The following is a 17206-nucleotide window of genomic DNA, read 5'->3' as shown; positions in this document are numbered from 1 at the left end:
TCTGGGGAGAGATGAACGCACCCGCGCAAATGCGGGGCACAGGCAATCGACGGGACAGGCGTATCATGACGACAGACACCTCGACACTTTTCTCGCGGCGTGCGCTGCTTGGCGTATTCGCGGCGACGACCCTCACCGCAACTCCAACGCTTTCGAAGGCCGCCGGGTTCCTGCGCGGCGCCGGAGATATCCGGCGGATCTCGATGATATCGCCGCGCACCGGCGAGAAGATCGACACCATCTACTGGATCGAGGGCAAGTATATCCGCGACGCGGTCGAAGAGATCTCGTATTTCATGCGCGACTGGCGCGTCGACGACGTTAAGGCGATCGACACCCGCACCATCGACATCATGGCCGCCGCGCATAACCTCGTGGACACGCGCGAACCCTACACGATGCTGTCGGGCTACCGGAGCCCGTCGACCAACGCGATGCTGCGCCGGCGCTCCAAGAACGTCGCGCGCAATTCGCGCCACATCGCGGGCCAGGCCGCCGACTTGCGCCTGCAGTCGCGCTCGGTCGGTCAGCTGAGCAAGGCGGCGCTCGCCTGCCACGGCGGCGGCGTCGGACGTTACTCGCGCTCGAACTTCGTGCACATGGATTGCGGACCCAAGCGCAGCTGGGGGCGCTGAACCGCCGGCCCGCTACACCCCGCCATCGAGGCAGATGCGCCTTCGCAGGAAACTGCGGAGGCGTTGTCATGTCCGGGATTGCCCTAGCTGGGTGCAGGTCGATCGCAGAGCGCGCCGCGCTGCAAGATCGCGAAACTCTTTAGCTGCAATTCTCACACTCCGCCTTGAGCGGTCTTCTTCCGCGTCTGGAGAAATACCTTTCAGCGCGCGGAATGCCTGCGCGGCCCAGACCGGCGCCGGACGGGCAATCCCGCGCCTCCCCGGCGGGCGGGCGTCAGTCCAAGGTGTCAGCGCACGCCGCGAGAAGCGCGCCGGCGGCGGCGGCGTCGCGGATCGGCAAGCGGGCCTTGATGGACATCTTGACCCCCGCGTCACGCACCCGGACGAAAAGACGGCTCTGATCCGAAAGGCGTTCGATCACCTCCGTGAGCGCGGCGGCGTTGAGCGTCGCCCGCCACAGCCCGCTGCCGTCCTCCTGCGGGGCGTAGCGCCCGAAAAGCGGGAAGATCGGGGCCGAATCGGGTTTGAAATGCACCTCGAACCGCTCGGCCGGCCCTGAATCGAGCGGGTAGTTGAAGCGGATCGCCATTCCGTAGGACAGCGCATTCCCCGTCTGCCCGTCCTCGCGCGCGATTGTGAAGGTCAGCGCGTTGCGGTGCGCTGCGCTCTCCATCCGGCAGACCTGCCGCCCGGTCGCCCCGTCGCTGACCTGCGCGACGCTCCAGTCGCCCGCGACCTCCTGCGCCGCCGCCGCCGGCGTGAAGGCCATCGCGCAGAGCGCCGCCAGCGCCGCCGCTCTCACCGCGCCTCTGCGAGCGCGCGCTCTCGCGCCGCCCGAAGGCGCGCAAAATCGTCGCCCGCGTGGTAGGAGGAGCGCGTAAGCGGCGTCGCCGACACCATGAGGAACCCCTTGCCGTATGCGGCCTTCTCATAGGCGGCGAATTCCTCAGGGGTGACGAAACGGTCGACGGCGTGGTGTTTCGGCGTGGGTTGCAGGTATTGCCCGATGGTGAGGAAATCGACATTCGCCGCGCGCATGTCGTCCATAACCTGGTGCACCGCCTGCCGATCCTCACCCAGACCCGCCATGATGCCGGACTTGGTGAACATATGCGGGTCCAGCTCCTTCACCCGCTGCAACAGGCGCAGGGAGTGGAAATACCGCGCGCCGGGGCGAACCTGCGGATAGAGGCCGGGCACCGTTTCGAGATTGTGGTTGAACACGTCCGGTTTCGCCGCGACCACAACCTCGAGCGCCTCGGGCGGGCAGTTCAAGAAATCGGGCGTCAGGATCTCGATCGTGGTGCCGGGGCTGCGGTGGCGGATGGCGCGGATCGTCTGGGCGAAATGTTCGGCACCTCCGTCCTCGATGTCGTCGCGGTCCACCGAGGTCACGACCACGTGGTTCAGCCCGAGTTTCTGCACCGCGTCGGCCACCCGCCCCGGTTCGAACACGTCGAGATCCTTGGGCGGCTTGCCGGTGGCGATGTTGCAGAAGGTGCAGGCCCGCGTGCAGACCTCGCCCATGATCATCATCGTGGCGTGGCCGCGGCTCCAGCATTCGCCGACATTGGGGCAACCCGCCTCTTCGCAGACGGTGACGAGCTTGTGTTCGCGCATGATGTTGCGCGTGTCCATGTAGCCCTTGCCCGCCGGCGCCTTGACCCTGATCCAGCTGGGTTTTTTCGGTTGCGGGTTGTCCGGCCGGCGCGCCTTCTCGGGATGCCGCTGCTCGGGAATTTTGAGATCACGCAAGATTTTTTCCCCGCGAAAGATTTGGTAACACTCTGTAACTATAAGAGACGCGGGGGGAAAGTGCCAGTAATGCGACGCCGCCCCAGGCGGCGCGTTCCCTGGGTGACGAGTAACCCCCGCGTCCTCGCTTCAAGAGGTCGACGCCTGCCGTCCCTTCCCGGATGGCAGGCATTTACGCCGCGCGCCACCCCGGATTCATCGCATCGTCCGCGACATATCGTGGCAGCATGCCGCAAAGCGGCATCAGGTGGTTGCACCCAGTCTGGAGTCATTCTAAATCGGGTCCGAGAGCATTCCCAACACCATCAGAATGAAAGGATTCGAGCCATGAGAACCGGCCTTCGCCTTCCCGACATCACCTTCCACACACGCGTCCGCGACGAAAGCGTCGGCGGCGACAACCCGTTCCGCTGGCAGGACAAGACGACGGCGGATTACTTCAAGGGCAAGCGCGTGATCCTGTTCTCGCTGCCCGGCGCGTTCACGCCGACCTGTTCGACCTATCAACTGCCCGGATTCGAGAAGAACGCCGAGGCCTTCCGCGAACTGGGCATCGACGACATCTACTGCATGTCCGTCAACGACAGCTTCGTGATGAACAAGTGGGCCGAAGGCCAGGGCCTCGGGAACGTGAAGGTCATCCCCGACGGCTCGGGCGAGTTCACCCGCCGGATCGGCATGCTGGTCGCCAAGGACAACCTCGGCTTCGGCATGCGCAGCTGGCGCTACGCGGCGATCGTCAATGACGGCGTGATCGAAGCCTGGTTCGAAGAGCCGGGTCGCTGCGACAACCACGGCGAGGATCCGTATGGCGAATCAAGCCCCGAGAACCTGCTGAGCTGGCTGCGCGGCGAATCGGTGAGCACCGCCGCCGAGTAACCCCGCGCCTTCCGCATGCCCGGTTACGGCCCGCCCCTGTCGGCGGGCCGTTTTTCGTGACGCCGACGGAGCCGCAATTCGCGCCAGTTCCCCGGTCCGGCCAAAAGTCGCGATTGCATTCGCGCCCGGCAAAGTGTCTCATTTCCCGCAAAAGAACGCGCCAACGGGAGGAATAGACATGGACGGCGATATCAAATGCCCCTTCGGCAGCCAGAAGCCGGTGACAAACCGCGACTGGTGGCCTGAACAGCTCAACATCGGGGTGCTGCACCAGCACGGCAAATCCCCCGACCCGCTGGGCGATGATTTCGACTACCGGGCCGAATTCGCGCGGCTCGACCTCGAGGCGGTCAAGTCGGACCTGTTCGCCCTGATGACCGATAGCCAGGACTGGTGGCCCGCCGATTACGGCCATTACGGGCCGCTCTTCATCCGCATGGCCTGGCACAGCGCGGGCACCTACCGCACCGCCGACGGGCGCGGCGGGGCCAGCACCGGCAACCAGCGTTTCGCGCCGCTCAATTCCTGGCCCGACAACGGCAATCTCGACAAGGCGCGCCGCCTGCTCTGGCCGGTGAAGAAGAAATACGGCAACGCGCTGAGCTGGGGGGACCTGATGATCCTCGCCGGCAACTGCGCCATCGAATCGATGGGCGGGCGCGTTTTCGGCTTCGGCGGCGGGCGGGTCGACATCTACGCCCCCGAGGAAGACGTCTACTGGGGGGCCGAGGGCGAATGGCTCGCCCCGTCGGGAGGCAAGGGGAGCCGCTATTCCGGCGACCGCGAGTTGGAGAACCCGCTCGCCGCGGTGCAGATGGGCCTGATCTACGTCAACCCCGAGGGACCCGACGGCAATCCCGATCCCGTCGCCTCGGGACATGACATCCGCGAGACCTTCACCCGCATGGGCGTCACCGACGAGGAGACCGTCGCGCTGATCGCGGGCGGGCACACCTTCGGCAAGGCGCATGGCGCGGGCGATCCGATCTATCTCGGCCCCGAACCCGAGGCCGGCGAGATCGAGGACATGGGCCTTGGCTGGAAGAACAGCCATGAAAGCGGCGTCGGCCCGCACGCCACCACCTCGGGGATCGAGGGCGCATGGAAGCCGAATCCGACCACCTGGGACATGGGCTATTTCGACGTGCTGTTCGGCAACGACTGGGAACTGACCCGCAGCCCGGCGGGCGCGCAGCAATGGACGCCCAGGGACTGCCCGCCCGAGCACATGGTCGAGGACGCGCATGATCCGTCGAAGAAATACCCGCCCATGATGACCACCGCCGACCTCGCGCTGAAATTCGACGAGGGGTTCGAGCCGATCGCGCGCCGGTTCCACGGCGATCCCGAGGCGTTCGCCGAGGCGTTCTCGCGCGCGTGGTTCAAGCTCACCCATCGCGACATGGGGCCGAAAGCGCGCTACCTTGGCCCCGACGTGCCCCAGGAGGACCTGATCTGGCAGGACCCGGTCCCGGCGGTCGATCACGAGCTGATCGACGACGCCGACATCTCGGCGCTGAAGTCCAACATCCTCGATTCCGGCCTCACCGTGTCCGAACTGGTCGCGACCGCCTGGGCGTCGGCCTCGACCTATCGCGGCTCGGATTTCCGCGGCGGGGCGAACGGCGCGCGCATCCGCCTCGCGCCGCAGAAGGACTGGGAGGTGAACGAGCCCGAACGACTCGCCCGCGTGCTGGGCAAGCTGGAGGAACTGCAAGAGACGTTCAACAGCGCCCAATCGGGCGGCAAGCGCGTGTCGCTCGCCGACCTGATCGTGCTGGGCGGCGCGGCGGCGATCGAGAAGGCCGCGCGAGACGGCGGCCATGACATCGACGTGCCCTTCCATCCGGGACGCACCGACGCCAGCGCCGAGCAGACCGACGCGGACAGCTTCGAGGTGCTCGAACCCGTGGTTGACGGGTTCCGCAACTACATGAAGGTTCCGATGTCGATGCCCGCGGAGAAGCTGCTGGTGGACCGCGCGCAGCTCATGGGCCTCAGCGCGCCGGAGATGACCGCGCTGGTGGGCGGGTTGCGGGTGCTGGGCGCGAATACGGGCGGCGCCGCGCACGGGGTGCTGACGGATCGCGTCGGCACGCTCAGCAACGATTTCTTCACCAACCTTCTGGACATGAACATCGGCTGGGCCTCGACCAACGAGGGCAAGACCGAGTTCGAGGGCCGAGACCGCAAGACCGGCGAGGTGAAATGGACCGGCACGCGCGCCGATCTGGTCTTCGGCTCGAACGCGCAGCTGCGCTCGATCGCGGAGGTCTATGGGCAGGACGACGCAGGGCCGCGCTTCGCGCGGGATTTCGTCCGCGCCTGGTGCAAGGTGATGACCGCCGACCGCTTCGACCTGGCCTGAGCAGCGCCGCCGGGGCGGGCGAGCCCACGCGCCCCGGCGGCCTGCACTGGCAGGTGGATCTTGCCCCGCGAGCATTCTACGCTCGCCCCCGCAAGGGAGGGCGCAGGATGGACTGGCGGGCGCACCGGCGCGAGGCGCATCACCTCAGCCACACTCAGGAATTTCTCAAGCAGATCGTCTATGGCGGCAATGACGGGATCGTCACGACCTTCGCCATCGTCGCGGGCTTCGCCGGGGCGTCCGCCGAGGGCGTGGCGCAGATCGGCGGGCTGGCGGTGCTGCTGTTCGGGCTCGCCAACCTCTTTGCCGACGCGACGAGCATGGGCTTGGGCGAATTCCTGTCGCTGCGCTCGCAGCACGACCTCTACCGCGCGCGCCGCCAGAGCGAACTGCGCGAGATCGCCGTCAACCCCGAGCAGGAGCAGGTCGAACTGTTCATGATCCTGCGTCAGCGCGGCCTCCCCGCGGGCGAGGCGGACACGCTGGCCGGGATCCTCGCGCGGCATCCGCCGATCATGGCCGACCTGATGATGACCTACGAATTCGGCATGCAGGACCCGGCAGGGGAGAGTCCCTGGAAGAACGGGCTTTTCACCTTCGGATCGTTCGTGCTCTTCGGGGCGGTGCCGCTCGTGCCCTATTTCCTGCGCGACGCCACGCAGGGCACCTTCTACCTGTCGGTCGGGGCGACCTTCGCGGCGCTGACCGCGCTTGGCCTGCTGCGATGGAGCGCGACGGGCGAACGGCTCTGGCGCACGGTGGGCGAGACGGTGCTCGTGGGCGCGGTCTGCGCGCTCGTGGCCTTTGCCGTGGGGGCGATCGTGGGCGGTTAGGACGTGGCGGCTGGTCTTCTTCGCCGCCTTCATACCCTGACACCGTGACCTGCATCCGCACTGACGCCGCCCCGGCGCGCGTTCACAGGATCGGGCCGACGGTCGCGATGACGTTGTTCCAGATCCGCTGATACGCCGGCCACGCGTTGACCTGCGAGAGCGTCACTTTGCCTGAGCGCGCGATGTAATCCGCCTGCCTTTCGGCGATGGCGGCGGTGACGGTTTCGTCCTGAAGCAGGATGTTGTTCTCGTAGTTCAAATCGAAGCTGCGCAGGTCGAGGTTGGACGACCCGATCAGCGCGACGCGGCCGTCAATGGTCAGCGTCTTGGCGTGCAGCAGCCCGTCGCGGAATTCATGGATCACGCAGCCCGCCCCGAGCAGCCGGCGGTAATGGCTGCGGCTGGCCGCGGCGACAATCCAGCTGTCATTGCGCGCAGGGAAGACCAGCGTGACCGCGACGCCGCGATGCGCCGCGGCGGCGAGGGTTTCGAGAATCGTGGTGTCGGGCACGAAATAGGGAGTCGATATGGTGACCGAACGGCGCGCCGCTGCAATCAGGCTGGAAAAGAGCTGTGGGGTGGAGCCGTTGCGCTCAAGCGGGCCGTCGCCGACGACGAGCGCGGCAAAGCCGTTTTGGGCGGGCGTGGCCGAGAGGCTGAACCGGTCGAGCGTTTCGCCCGTGGTCTGCATCCAGTCGCTCGCAAACAGAAGCTGGTTCTGCGCGACGACCGGCCCTTCAAACCGCAGCATGATGTCGACCCAGGGGGCGTATTTCGCCTTGACCCGGAATTCCGGATCGGCCGAATTGCGGCTGCCGCAATAGGTGATCCGCCCGTCGATGACCGTGATCTTGCGGTGGTTGCGCAGGTCGAGCCGGCTGGTCAGGATGGTGCGCAGCGGCCGGTTCAGCGGCAGCGCGACGGCCAGTTGCACGCCCGCATCGGCCATCCGCCGCCAGAGCGGCGATTTCAGCAGCCTGCGCGACCCAAGGGCATCCGCCATCGCCCGGCAGGTGACGCCGCGGCGCGCGGCGCGGATCAGCGCCTCGGCGAGGGCGGTTCCGGTCCCGTCCTCGAGCCAGATGTAGTAGAGCACGTGAACGTGATCCTGCGCGGCGTCGATGTCGGCGATCATCCGCGCCGTCGTCTGCGCGGCGTCGGCCATCAGGTCCGCGGTATTGCCGTGAACCGCATGAAACCCGTTGATCGACGCGGCATAGCGGAACGCGGGCCGATAGGGTTCGGCGATCAGGGCGTCCACATCAGCGGGCCGGCCCATGAAGCGGGCGGCTCTGGCGCGGATCTGCGCGAAAGCCGCCTCGTGATGGCGCCGCTCCTGTCGGCTGAGCTTCACCTCGCCGAAGAACACGTAGATCACGCTGCCGAACACCGGCAGGCTGATCAGGACGACGAACCAGGCCATCCGCGCGGGCGGCGACAGTTCATCGCGCAGGAGGATACGTAGCGTGAAGGTCAGCACGATCAGCCCGTGCGCGGCGATCAGCAGGTTCATGGCCGCCCCGGTCTGTCGCCGCCTGTCATTGCCGGACCCATCATTGCATCCCGGAACGCCGCCCTAGCGCAGCCCGTTGCGCGCGATCTCGAGCGCCAGGGCGCGCACCGCCTGCCCGCGCGCGTCCGCCATGTCGCCAGGCTCTGCGTCAGGCGGCAGCGGAACGCTGAGGTCGAACAGTCTCGCCCGGTCGCGCCCCGATTCGGGGGCGACGAAATACTGGCCCGCCAGGTTGAACACGCCAGTGCTGCGCGCGACCATTTCCTCGATCCTGACCTCGACCGTCGCCTGCGGATAATCCTGGAACGGCCAAGGCTCCGAGGCCACTTGCGCGCCGCTGATCTCCGCGAGGTAGCGCGCGATCTCGAGCGTGATGGCGCGGGTCGGATCATCCGCCCAAAGCACGCCCGAACGGCTGTTGAGCATCCCGGTCTCGTCTGCGACGAACACTTCCTCGGAGTTCGCGTAGCTGGGCAGCGACACCTCGCGCAGCGCCACCGAGCGGTAGGCGATGGGCTGTTGCGCGGCGACCTTGGCGCGGGGTACGGCGACGCGTTGCTCGGGCGCGCCGCAGGCGGCAAGGCCAAGCGCGGCGATGGAAAGCGTGAAGATGGCAGTCTTCGTCATGAAATCAGCGTCCTGTCAGTAGCGAATTCGGGTTCCGTTCGATCGCGCGGGCCAGCGACGCGACCGCCTTGGCGGCCTTCTGAACCTCGATCAGCGCGGCGCGCGCGTCACGGCCAAGACCGTTTTCGGCCTGGTAGCCCTTCAACGTCGCGCTCGCCTCGTTCAGCACGCCGCGCGCCCGGACGATCAGTTCGGGCAGGTCGCGCCCGGCCTCGGCGACAGCATCGGCGGCATTGCTCGCGGAGTCCAGCGCCGCGGTCGCATTCTCCACCACGCCGCCCTCGCGAAGCTGCTTCAGGACCGAGCGCAACTCGGCCAGCGCGCCGTTCAACTCGCCCGGCAGAGCCTTGGCGTCGTCGCTGCCCAGAAGCGCGTCGGCGGTCCTGATCAGGGCGGTCAGTTCATCCGCCATCTCGTTGATCTTCACCGACTGCGCCTTCGCGGCGACGGCGTTCAGCCGCCCGACCAGCTCCGGCACGCCCTCCACCGCGGAGTTCACCCCCTTCGCCGCTTCCGCAGCGTCATCCACCGCCGCGGTCAGCCGCTCGATGAGGGCCGCCTCGTTTAAGGCGTCCACGGTCGCGTTCAGATCGTCCACCAGCGCGGCCAGCTGCGCAGGCAGCGCCTGCACCTCGTCCGAGCCGACCACCTTGCGCGCGTCGCCCAGCAGGCCATTGAGCGTGCCGGGCACGGCGCGCACGTCGTCGCTGGCGATGAGCGCGCGGGCCTCCTCGAAGAGTTCGGTGGCCGAGATCATCACCTCTTCGATGGGGAGCGCGTTGATCCGCTCGAACACGCCTTGGGCGGTGGCCGACACATCGGCGATGTCGCTCTTGGTGGTGGGCATGTAATGGGCGCCGTCTTCGCCCTCGGTGATCGTGGCGGGCGGCGCGTCGGGGGCGTCCACCAGTTCGATCTTGAGCCCGCCGGTCAGGATCGACGCGGTGGCCAGACGGGCGCGCAGCCCCTCCTCCACCCGCGATCCAAGGTAGTCGAGCGCATCCTGCGCCCCTGCCGCATCGTCGAGCCCGAGCCGCCCGGGCAGGATGTTGAGCGTGGCGACCAGGCGCACGCGGTCGTCGCCGAACGCCTCGGGGTCGATGCGCGCGTTCACCGCCGTCACCTCGCCCACGCGCAGCCCGTTCAATTCGACCGGGGCCTCGCTCGAGAGACCTGCGATGTTCTCGGTGAAGACAACCGACAGCGTCAGGACTTCGCTGTCATCCGCCGCGAAGACGCTGACGCGGGCCGCCGATTCCTCGGGGTAGACGGTAAAGATCGCATCCTGTTCGACCGGCACGCCGCCCGAAACCATCGTGTCGAAGGTGATCCCGCCCGACACCAAAGAGGCGACCGAGGAGAAATCGATCGCCGCGCCCTTGGGTCCGAAGGAGAACGAAAAGCCGGACGCGTCCCAGAACCGCGTCGCGGTGGTGATCAGCCGGTCATGCGGCGATTCGATCAGCGCGACAGCCTGCGCGGTTGCGCCGTCGCGGGATATCTCGGGCTTGCCGATGCGCCCGACCTTCACGCCGCGGTAGAGGATCGGCGTGTTCTCGGTCAGCGACGCCTTGCCGGCGGCGCGCAGCGTAAGATGCAAACCACCCGCGCCCGGCCGGTCGAGCGGCGCGTCGGCCAGCCCGTCAAAACGGCCCTGCGGCGCGTCTTTCTCCTGGTCCCAGAGCCCCTCGATGAAGACGCCGGACAGCACCGTGTCGAGCCCGCTCACCCCTTGGGTGGTGATCTGCGGGCGCACCACCCAGAACCGCGCGCCGGAGTCGATGAAGGGGGCGACGTCCTTGTCCACGCGGATCCTGACCAGCACCCGGTCAAGCGATTCGGTGAAGCCCACGCTTTCGACCAGCCCCACGGCCACGTCGCGGTAGCGCAGTTCTGTGGCGCCCGCCTTGATCCCCGCGGCCTCCTCGAAGCTCACCTCGATCACCGGCCCGCGCTCGGCATAGGAGCGCCAGGCGACCGCGAGAACCACCAGCAGCGCGATCAGCGGCACGATCCAGACGAAGGAGATGCGCCCGAACCCGCGCTTGCGGGCCGGTTCGACCGGCGGGCGGGGCGGCTTTGCGTTTTCATTCGCCACGCAAGAGGTTCCTTTCGCTTGCCGGCGCCGGCCCGGCGCCGCGCCGCGGGCTGCGCGCGTCCCAGAGCAGACGGCTGTCGAACCCCTGCGCCGACAGCATGGTGAAGATCACCGACAGGGCGAAGAACAGGCTGGCCCGTCCCGGCGTTATGGACGCAAGAGCCTGTAACTGCACCAGCGACGACAGGATCGCAACCACGAAGACGTCGATCATGGACCAGCGCCCGATATACTCGACGATCTCGTAAACCACGTAGCGCTGCCGCTCGGGCGCCGCCGGGCCGAACCGCACGCCGATCGCGAGCCCCGCCAGCAGCACGAACTTGGCCACCGGGATCAGCACGCTGGCGATCAGGATGATGATCGCCACGCCCCAGTTGCCATGCTGCGCCAGCTCCACCGCGCCGCCGACGATGGTGTTGCTCTGGGTATGCACCAGCGTGCGCGTTTCAAGCATAGGGTAGATGTTGGCCGGGATGTAAAAGCCCAGACCCATCAGCCACCACGCCCAGACCTTCTGAAGCGACACCGGGTCGCGCGACTGCACCCGCGCGCCGCAGCGCGGGCAGCGCGTCGCGTCGCCCGCCACCGCGCGCATGCATTGCGTGCAGCCGACCAGGCCCATCTCGCGGGCGGTTCTCAGCTCTCCAGCGATTTCCATATCGAATACCTGCACATGAGACGGTCGGTGGCCACCACCAGCACCACCAGAACGGCGAACATCCAGGCGGCGGGCCCATAGACCACGTCGGCGAGATCGCTCAGCTTGACCAGCGCGACGGCGCAGCCGATGGCGAATATCTCGGCCATCGACCAGGGCACCAGCGCCTCGGATAGGGCGAACGCCTCGCGCGAGAGGGGGGCGGGCGGGCGGTCGCGGATAAGCGGAACGAGAACGTAGATCAGCAGGCAGAGCCGCAGCATCGGGATCACCACGATGAAGAACAGCACCGCCACCGACAGCACCGACAGCATGCCGTGGAAGGCCAGCGCCGTGTCGAGGATCGAGGCCTTGTGGTGCAGCCCGCCCGCGTCGATGGCGAGAAACGGAAAAATCGAGGCCGCGACGATCAGGATCAGCACCGTGAGCGCCAGCGCGATCAGCTGCTTGCCGGCCTTGCGCCGCGGCGCGATCAGCACCCGGCGGCAGCGCAGGCAGACCGCGCGTTCGCGCGGGCCGACATCCGGCACGGTATAGACGAGGTCGCAGGACGGGCAGACGATCAGATCGCCAAGAGCGTCCTGCTCTCTTGTCGGCGTCGTCGACGCGCCTGTTTCAGTCATCTTCCGGCCCCCGGCAGCACGGCCGGGCTCCATACCTGCGAACCCCGGCATGTCCCTGAATATCAAAACAGGTCGCGCGCGTCCTCCGGTTTCTCCGCCTGTCCGATGATGGCCGTCTATCCTGATCCGAAAGCGGAGTCCCTGCCTGAATCGCGCCGGTGCGGGCGCCGCTAGCCGATCAGTCCGCCGGCGTCGCCCAGCATGTCGTAGTGATGCTTGAGCCGTTGCAGCGCGATGCGCAGCACTACCTTGCCCGAGCGCGCCGACCAGCCGAGCCGTTTCTCCGCGCGCTCCAATCCCTCGAGGTGGCAGCAGCAGCGCAGGGCGATGTCGCCAAGGCCGGGACCGAGATCGCGCAGCGCGTTCTCCACCCTCCGGCGGGCCGCGTCGGCGCCGCCCGCGGGGCCTTCCTGCGCGCCGGGACAGGTCCGTTCGGCGCCCGTCAGGAACCGGTCCCAGTCCTGCATCGCGCGCGGTCCAAGCCGGGCGAGTTCGAAATCCTCGCGCAGCCGCTCGCCTGCGCGCACCATGTCTTCGGTCACGAAGCGGCTTCCGTCGCGGTCGCGTCGGCGCGCCAGCGCGCTGAGCGGCGATTCGGCCACGCCATAGCGCACGCGGCGCGGGCCCGCGTCGTCTGCGCTCGTTTCGTGAACGAACACTGCCTGCGCGTCGGCGAAGCCGGAGGCGCGGTTTTCCGCCTCGGCCAGCATGGCCCCGACCGCGGCGCGTCCCGCGCGGGTAATGTGATAGCGCGATATCCGGCCCGGCGCGTCGCAGGCGATCCATCCCTTGAGCGCCATCGCCTCGGCGATCTGGCGCTCGACCACGGCGGTGCGCGTCGGGGCGCCGGTTTCGTCGTCGCGCACCACGACGGCCTTGTCCATCTGCGCGGAAACGGCGAGCAGCGCCCCGGTTTCACATAGCCGGCGCAGCACGCGCAGGCCATCCTGCTTCAACTGGCGGTCGGTCACTTCGGAAAGATCGTTGGCAGCGTCGGTCATCCTGGTCTCCTTGAGTGGAGAACCGGCAGGCTCGGCAGGGTCCAGCCGCCGCCCCAGCCCGCGCAGGGCTGCGTCGACGAGATCGTCGTCACGGCGGATTTCGAACTGGCGGATGCGCCGCAGGACTGTCGAGGCATGGACCCCCGTTTCGCGCGCAAGCGCGCGAATGGAGTGCCCGGTTTCGGTGTGCAGCAGGTAGAGCAACGCCGATTCCGGCACCCAAGGCGGAACGCTCTCGGCGCCCCTGATCGAGGCAAAATAGTGGCTCATCTGCTACCCTTTCGAAAGCGAGCGCGGCGCCTGGCCCGCCATCGGCAGGCATGCCCGTCTTGTTTTCCCAATCCAGATCCGTGGGCGCCCCAAGACGATCCACAGACTTATCCACAGCAGCGAACGCAACCTATGCGAGCAATTGTTACCGGTTCGTTAATCGTTTCGAACTCGTCAACAATCGTTGCCAGATAGTAAACAAAGTTGAATCAGGGCGTTCGCTGATCTTTTGAAAAACGCAACACCCGCATGAGTTGTGTAACTTCGATACGCCACATTCGGGAGAACATCATGAAAGACGTAATGAACATGCTCGCGTCCCTGCGCCGCCCCCGCATCCTGATCCGCGCCGCGCGCATCGGCGCGGCAGAGTATCGCCGCGAGGCGCATCTGCGCCGCCATCTCGGTCATGGTCCCCTGCCCCGCAGCGGCGCCGCGCTGATCGGCCTCGTGGAAATGGAAGCGACGCTCGAGGAGCAGCGCCAGGGCGGAAGCGCCGCCTACTCGGCGGCGCGTCACGTCGATATCCTCATCGCGATGATGGGCGAGGCCCGCATCCTGCAGGCCGCCCGTCCCAGCACGGTCAAATGACGCCGGGCCATCGGCGCCGCCGCTGGCCCGGTCAGGTCGTCCCGATCAGATGAAGGCGTCCGGCATCGAGGCCTTCTTGCGCGCGACGTAGTCGTCCAGCGCCTCGGCGATGGCCGGATCGAGCGCGGGCTGCTGGTAGCTGTCCAGCAGTCGGCGCATGCGCAGGTTGGCGAGGGTCATCGTGTCGCGCGCGCCTTCTTCCTCCCATGTCTCGTAGGGCTTGTAATCGAGCAGGTCGGTGCGCCAGAAGGCGGTCTTGAAATTCGCCTGCGTATGCGCGCAGCCCAGGTAATGCCCGCCGGGACCGACCTCGCGGATGGCGTCCATCGCCTGGCCGTTCTCGTCCGCCGCAACCCCGCGCGCCATGTGGTGCAGCACGCCGAGCTGGTCGGCGTCCATCACGAATTTCTCGAAGCTCGAGACCAGCCCGCCCTCGAGCCAGCCGCAGGCGTGCAGCATGAAGTTCACGCCCCCCAGCAGCACCGCGTTATGGGTATGCGCCGCCTCGTAACCCGCCTGCGCATCGGGCAGCTTGGAACCGCACAGCCCCCCGCCCGAGCGGTAGGGCAATCCCATGCGCCGCGCCAGTTGCCCCGCGCCGTAGAGGATCAGGCTCGCCTCGGGCGTGCCGAAGGTGGGCGCGCCCGAGTTCATGTCGATCGAGGTCACGAAGGCGCCGAAGATCACCGGCGCGCCGGGGCGGATCAGCTGGCTGTAGGCGATGCCGGCCAGCACCTCGGCCAGCACCTGCGTCAGCGTGCCGACGACCGAGGTGGGCGCCATCGCGCCGCCGACGATGAAGGGCGAGATGATGCAGGCCTGGTTGTTGCGCGCATAGACCTCGAGCGCGCCCATCATGACGTCATCGAAAGTCAGCGGGGAGTTGACGTTGATGAGCGAGGTCATCACCGTGTTTTCCTGCACGAATTCGCGGCCGAAGAGGATCTCGCACATCTCGACGCTGTCCTGCGCGCGGCTGGGTTCGGTGACCGAACCCATGAAGGGCTTGTCCGACAGGGTCATGTGCGCAAGCAGCATGTCGAGGTGGCGCTTGTTGACGGGCACGTCGGTCGGCTCGCAGACCGTGCCGCCCGAGTGGTGCAGCCATTTCGACATGTAGCCGAGCTTTACGAACTTGTGGAAATCCTCCATCGTCGCGTAGCGCCGCCCGCCATCCATGTCGCGCACGAAAGGCGGGCCGTAGACCGGCGCGCAGACGAGCGTGTCGCCCCCGATCTCGACATTGCGTTCGGGATTGCGCGCGTGCTGGAGGATGCGCGATGGCGCGGTTTCGCAGAGCTTGCGGGCAAGGCCGCGGGGGATGCGCACGCGCTCTCCGTCGATCTCGGCGCCGGCGTCCCGCCAGCGGTCGAGCGCGGCGGGGTTGTTGACGAAATTGACGCCCACCTCGGCCAGCACGGTCTCGGCGTTGGCCTCGATGATCTCGAGCGTCTCTTCGTTCAGAGGCTCGTAGAGCGGGATGTTGCGCTCGATGTATTTCGCGGTCTCGACGCTGACGGCGGTGCGCTCCGCGCGCCGCGCGGCGCCGCCGCCGCCCCTTGCCCTGCGTCGTGCTGCTGCTTCGGCCATGTCCATTTACCCTATGTCCGGTTGTGCGCCCGTTTCCGAGCGTCATGATCCATCAAAGGTATCCGACGCCCGCGTCCCGCCACGGCGTGTATCCGGCGCTTGCGGTGAGAAAGCGACATCGCCGCGCCTCTTGCCTTGGGCCGCCCCGCGCCCTACTAGGCGTTCATGACCGAGACATCGCACGACCGCCTCCTGATCATCGATTTCGGCAGCCAGGTGACGCAGCTGATCGCGCGCCGCCTGCGCGAGCTCGACGTCTATTGCGAAATCCACCCCTACCAGTCGGTGAGCGAGGGGTTCCTGACCGAGTTCGCGCCGCGCGCGGTGATCCTCTCGGGGGGGCCGTGCAGCGTGCTTGACGCCGACTCGCCGCGCCCGCCCGCGCGCCTCTTCGAGATGGGCGTGCCGGTGCTGGGTATTTGCTATGGCCAGCAGGTGATGATGCAGATGCTGGGCGGCGAGGTCCATCGCGGCGACGGCACGGCCGAGTTCGGGCGCGCCCATGTCGTCCCCGCCGAGGAGCGGATCGAGCTGCTGACCGGCTGGTTCCTCGACCCGCGCGAACAGGTCTGGATGAGCCACGGCGACCACGTCGCGCGTCTTGCGCCCGGCTTCAGGGTCTACGCCACCTCGCCCGGCGCGCCGTTTGCGGTGCTAGCCGATCTCGAGCGCGATTTCTACGCGGTGCAGTTCCATCCCGAGGTGCACCACACGCCGAACGGCCGGACGCTGTTGCAGAATTTCGTGAAACGCGCGGGCTTTACCGGCGACTGGACGATGGCCGCCTACCGCGACGAGGCGATCGCGCGCATCCGCGAGCAGGTGGGCGACGCAAAGGTGATCTGCGGTCTCTCCGGCGGGGTGGATTCCTCGGTCGCCGCGGTGCTGATCCACGAGGCCATCGGCGAGCAGCTCACCTGCGTCTTCGTCGATCACGGCCTGCTGCGCCATAACGAGGCCGAAGAAGTCGTCACCATGTTCCGGGACCATTACAACATCCCGCTGATCCACGCCGATGAGGCGGATCTGTTCCTCGATGAACTCGATGGCGTAAGCGACCCGGAGACCAAGAGAAAAACCATTGGCCGCCTGTTCATCGACGTGTTCCAGAAACATGCCGACACGATCGAGGGCGCGGCCTTTCTCGCGCAGGGCACGCTTTATCCGGACGTGATCGAGAGCGTGAGTTTCGCCGGCGGCCCCAGCGTCACCATCAAGAGCCACCACAACGTCGGCGGCCTGCCCGAGAAGATGGGGCTGAAACTGCTGGAACCGCTGCGCGAGCTCTTCAAGGACGAGGTGCGCGCGCTGGGGCGCGAGCTTGGCCTGCCGGACAGCTTCATCGGACGCCACCCCTTCCCCGGCCCCGGTCTCGCCATCCGCTGCCCCGGAGAGATCACCCGCGAGAAGCTGGACATCCTGCGCCGCGCCGACGCTGTCTATATCGACCAGATCCGCAAGCACGGCCTCTATGACGAGATCTGGCAGGCCTTCGTCGCCATCCTGCCGGTGCGCACCGTGGGTGTGATGGGCGACAGCCGCACCTATGATTTCGCCTGCGCCCTGCGCGCCGTGACGAGCGTGGACGGCATGACGGCGGATTTCTACCCGTTCAGCCACGACTTCCTGGGCGAAACCGCGACGCGCATCATCAACGAGGTGCGCGGGATCAACCGCGTCACCTATGACATTACCAGCAAACCGCCCGGCACGATCGAGTGGGAATGAAACCGCCCGCCCCCGGAGGAAAACGATGGAAGAA

General features: G+C 67.2%; 15 protein-coding genes. 6 read left to right on the top strand and 9 right to left on the bottom strand.

Going from position 1 to position 17206, the window contains the following annotated elements; all coding sequences use genetic code 11:
• Positions 1 to 65 precede the first annotated feature (65 nt).
• Positions 66 to 635, top strand: coding sequence for a peptidoglycan L,D-endopeptidase MepK (gene mepK, locus D6850_RS10715; RefSeq protein WP_121166612.1), 570 nt, complete (start codon positions 66 to 68; stop codon positions 633 to 635).
• Between the two features lie 274 nt (positions 636 to 909).
• Here mepK and D6850_RS10710 read toward each other — a convergent pair whose 3' ends face one another.
• Together D6850_RS10710 and lipA are read right to left on the bottom strand one after the other, a co-directional pair.
• The gene (locus D6850_RS10710; protein ID WP_147438892.1) at positions 910 to 1437 is read right to left on the bottom strand and encodes a hypothetical protein; all 528 of its coding nucleotides are present in this window, start codon (positions 1435 to 1437) and stop codon (positions 910 to 912) included.
• Entirely contained in the window at positions 1434 to 2390 is a 957-nt protein-coding gene (lipA, locus tag D6850_RS10705) for a lipoyl synthase (protein ID WP_121166608.1), read from the bottom strand. Before lipA ends, D6850_RS10710 begins: the two co-directional genes overlap by 4 nt.
• A gap of 327 nt (positions 2391 to 2717) precedes the next feature.
• Here lipA and D6850_RS10700 point away from each other — a divergent pair, with 327 nt between their 5' ends.
• The 3 genes from D6850_RS10700 (at position 2718) to D6850_RS10690 (ending at position 6470) form a co-directional block, all read left to right on the top strand.
• Positions 2718 to 3269: a peroxiredoxin gene (locus tag D6850_RS10700; RefSeq protein WP_121166606.1), complete on the top strand. Its 552-nt coding sequence runs from the start codon at positions 2718 to 2720 to the stop codon at positions 3267 to 3269.
• Positions 3270 to 3447: 178 nt separating this feature from the next.
• Positions 3448 to 5637: a catalase/peroxidase HPI gene (gene katG, locus D6850_RS10695; RefSeq protein ID WP_121166604.1), complete on the top strand. Its 2190-nt coding sequence runs from the start codon at positions 3448 to 3450 to the stop codon at positions 5635 to 5637.
• A 107-nt stretch (positions 5638 to 5744) separates the two neighbouring features.
• Positions 5745 to 6470 (top strand): VIT1/CCC1 transporter family protein, encoded by a 726-nt coding sequence (locus D6850_RS10690; RefSeq protein WP_121166602.1) that lies wholly within the window; start codon positions 5745 to 5747, stop codon positions 6468 to 6470.
• A gap of 82 nt (positions 6471 to 6552) precedes the next feature.
• On the opposite strand, the gene cls is transcribed toward D6850_RS10690, so the two are convergent.
• The 6 genes from cls to D6850_RS10660 form a co-directional block, all read right to left on the bottom strand.
• On the bottom strand, positions 6553 to 7983 hold the full coding sequence (gene cls, locus D6850_RS10685; RefSeq protein ID WP_121166600.1) for a cardiolipin synthase: 1431 nt from the start codon (positions 7981 to 7983) through the stop codon (positions 6553 to 6555).
• Between the two features lie 63 nt (positions 7984 to 8046).
• Positions 8047 to 8610 carry a PqiC family protein gene (locus D6850_RS10680; protein ID WP_121166598.1) on the bottom strand — a complete coding sequence of 188 codons (564 nt, stop codon included), beginning with the start codon at positions 8608 to 8610 and terminating at the stop codon, positions 8047 to 8049.
• Between the two features lie 4 nt (positions 8611 to 8614).
• Complete coding sequence (locus D6850_RS10675) at positions 8615 to 10708, bottom strand: MlaD family protein (RefSeq protein ID WP_121166596.1); 2094 nt, start codon at positions 10706 to 10708, stop codon at positions 8615 to 8617.
• Positions 10698 to 11369: a paraquat-inducible protein A gene (locus D6850_RS10670; protein ID WP_245964153.1), complete on the bottom strand. Its 672-nt coding sequence runs from the start codon at positions 11367 to 11369 to the stop codon at positions 10698 to 10700. Before D6850_RS10670 ends, D6850_RS10675 begins: the two co-directional genes overlap by 11 nt.
• Positions 11348 to 11992 (bottom strand): paraquat-inducible protein A, encoded by a 645-nt coding sequence (locus D6850_RS10665; RefSeq protein WP_121166948.1) that lies wholly within the window; start codon positions 11990 to 11992, stop codon positions 11348 to 11350. Before D6850_RS10665 ends, D6850_RS10670 begins: the two co-directional genes overlap by 22 nt.
• Positions 11993 to 12162: 170 nt before the next feature.
• Positions 12163 to 13263 (bottom strand): DUF6456 domain-containing protein, encoded by a 1101-nt coding sequence (locus D6850_RS10660; protein WP_121166592.1) that lies wholly within the window; start codon positions 13261 to 13263, stop codon positions 12163 to 12165.
• Between the two features lie 291 nt (positions 13264 to 13554).
• On the opposite strand from D6850_RS10660, the gene D6850_RS10655 reads away from it, so the two are divergent.
• A complete protein-coding gene (locus D6850_RS10655) occupies positions 13555 to 13854 on the top strand; it encodes a DUF6477 family protein (protein ID WP_121166590.1) in 300 nt (99 codons plus the stop codon).
• Between the two features lie 45 nt (positions 13855 to 13899).
• On the opposite strand, the gene D6850_RS10650 is transcribed toward D6850_RS10655, so the two are convergent.
• Positions 13900 to 15444: a trimethylamine methyltransferase family protein gene (locus D6850_RS10650; protein WP_121166946.1), complete on the bottom strand. Its 1545-nt coding sequence runs from the start codon at positions 15442 to 15444 to the stop codon at positions 13900 to 13902.
• A gap of 165 nt (positions 15445 to 15609) precedes the next feature.
• Between D6850_RS10650 and guaA the strand changes: the two genes are divergently transcribed.
• Positions 15610 to 17172, top strand: a complete 1563-nt coding sequence (guaA, locus tag D6850_RS10645; protein ID WP_121166588.1) for a glutamine-hydrolyzing GMP synthase — start codon at positions 15610 to 15612, stop codon at positions 17170 to 17172.
• Positions 17173 to 17206 lie beyond the last annotated feature (34 nt).

The sequence above is a fragment of the Roseovarius spongiae genome, assembly GCF_003651245.1.
In the GTDB taxonomy this organism is placed as follows: domain Bacteria; phylum Pseudomonadota; class Alphaproteobacteria; order Rhodobacterales; family Rhodobacteraceae; genus Roseovarius; species Roseovarius spongiae.
Note: the sequence above shows the minus strand (reverse complement) of the source record. Positions and strands in the feature narration are given on the sequence as shown.

Bases quoted from the DNA above. Each gene is read 5' to 3' on its own strand.
- cls (WP_121166600.1), bottom strand. From the start codon at position 7,983: ATGAACCTGCTGATCGCCGCGCACGGGCTGATCGTGCTGACCTTCACG.
- D6850_RS10670 (WP_245964153.1), bottom strand. From the start codon at position 11,369: ATGGAAATCGCTGGAGAGCTGAGAACCGCCCGCGAGATGGGCCTGGTC.
- katG (WP_121166604.1), top strand. From the start codon at position 3,448: ATGGACGGCGATATCAAATGCCCCTTCGGCAGCCAGAAGCCGGTGACA.
- guaA (WP_121166588.1), top strand. From the start codon at position 15,610: ATGACCGAGACATCGCACGACCGCCTCCTGATCATCGATTTCGGCAGC.
- D6850_RS10655 (WP_121166590.1), top strand. From the start codon at position 13,555: ATGAAAGACGTAATGAACATGCTCGCGTCCCTGCGCCGCCCCCGCATC.
- D6850_RS10680 (WP_121166598.1), bottom strand. From the start codon at position 8,610: ATGACGAAGACTGCCATCTTCACGCTTTCCATCGCCGCGCTTGGCCTT.
- D6850_RS10700 (WP_121166606.1), top strand. From the start codon at position 2,718: ATGAGAACCGGCCTTCGCCTTCCCGACATCACCTTCCACACACGCGTC.
- D6850_RS10650 (WP_121166946.1), bottom strand. From the start codon at position 15,444: ATGGCCGAAGCAGCAGCACGACGCAGGGCAAGGGGCGGCGGCGGCGCC.
- D6850_RS10690 (WP_121166602.1), top strand. From the start codon at position 5,745: ATGGACTGGCGGGCGCACCGGCGCGAGGCGCATCACCTCAGCCACACT.
- D6850_RS10660 (WP_121166592.1), bottom strand. From the start codon at position 13,263: ATGAGCCACTATTTTGCCTCGATCAGGGGCGCCGAGAGCGTTCCGCCT.
- D6850_RS10665 (WP_121166948.1), bottom strand. From the start codon at position 11,992: ATGACTGAAACAGGCGCGTCGACGACGCCGACAAGAGAGCAGGACGCT.
- mepK (WP_121166612.1), top strand. From the start codon at position 66: ATGACGACAGACACCTCGACACTTTTCTCGCGGCGTGCGCTGCTTGGC.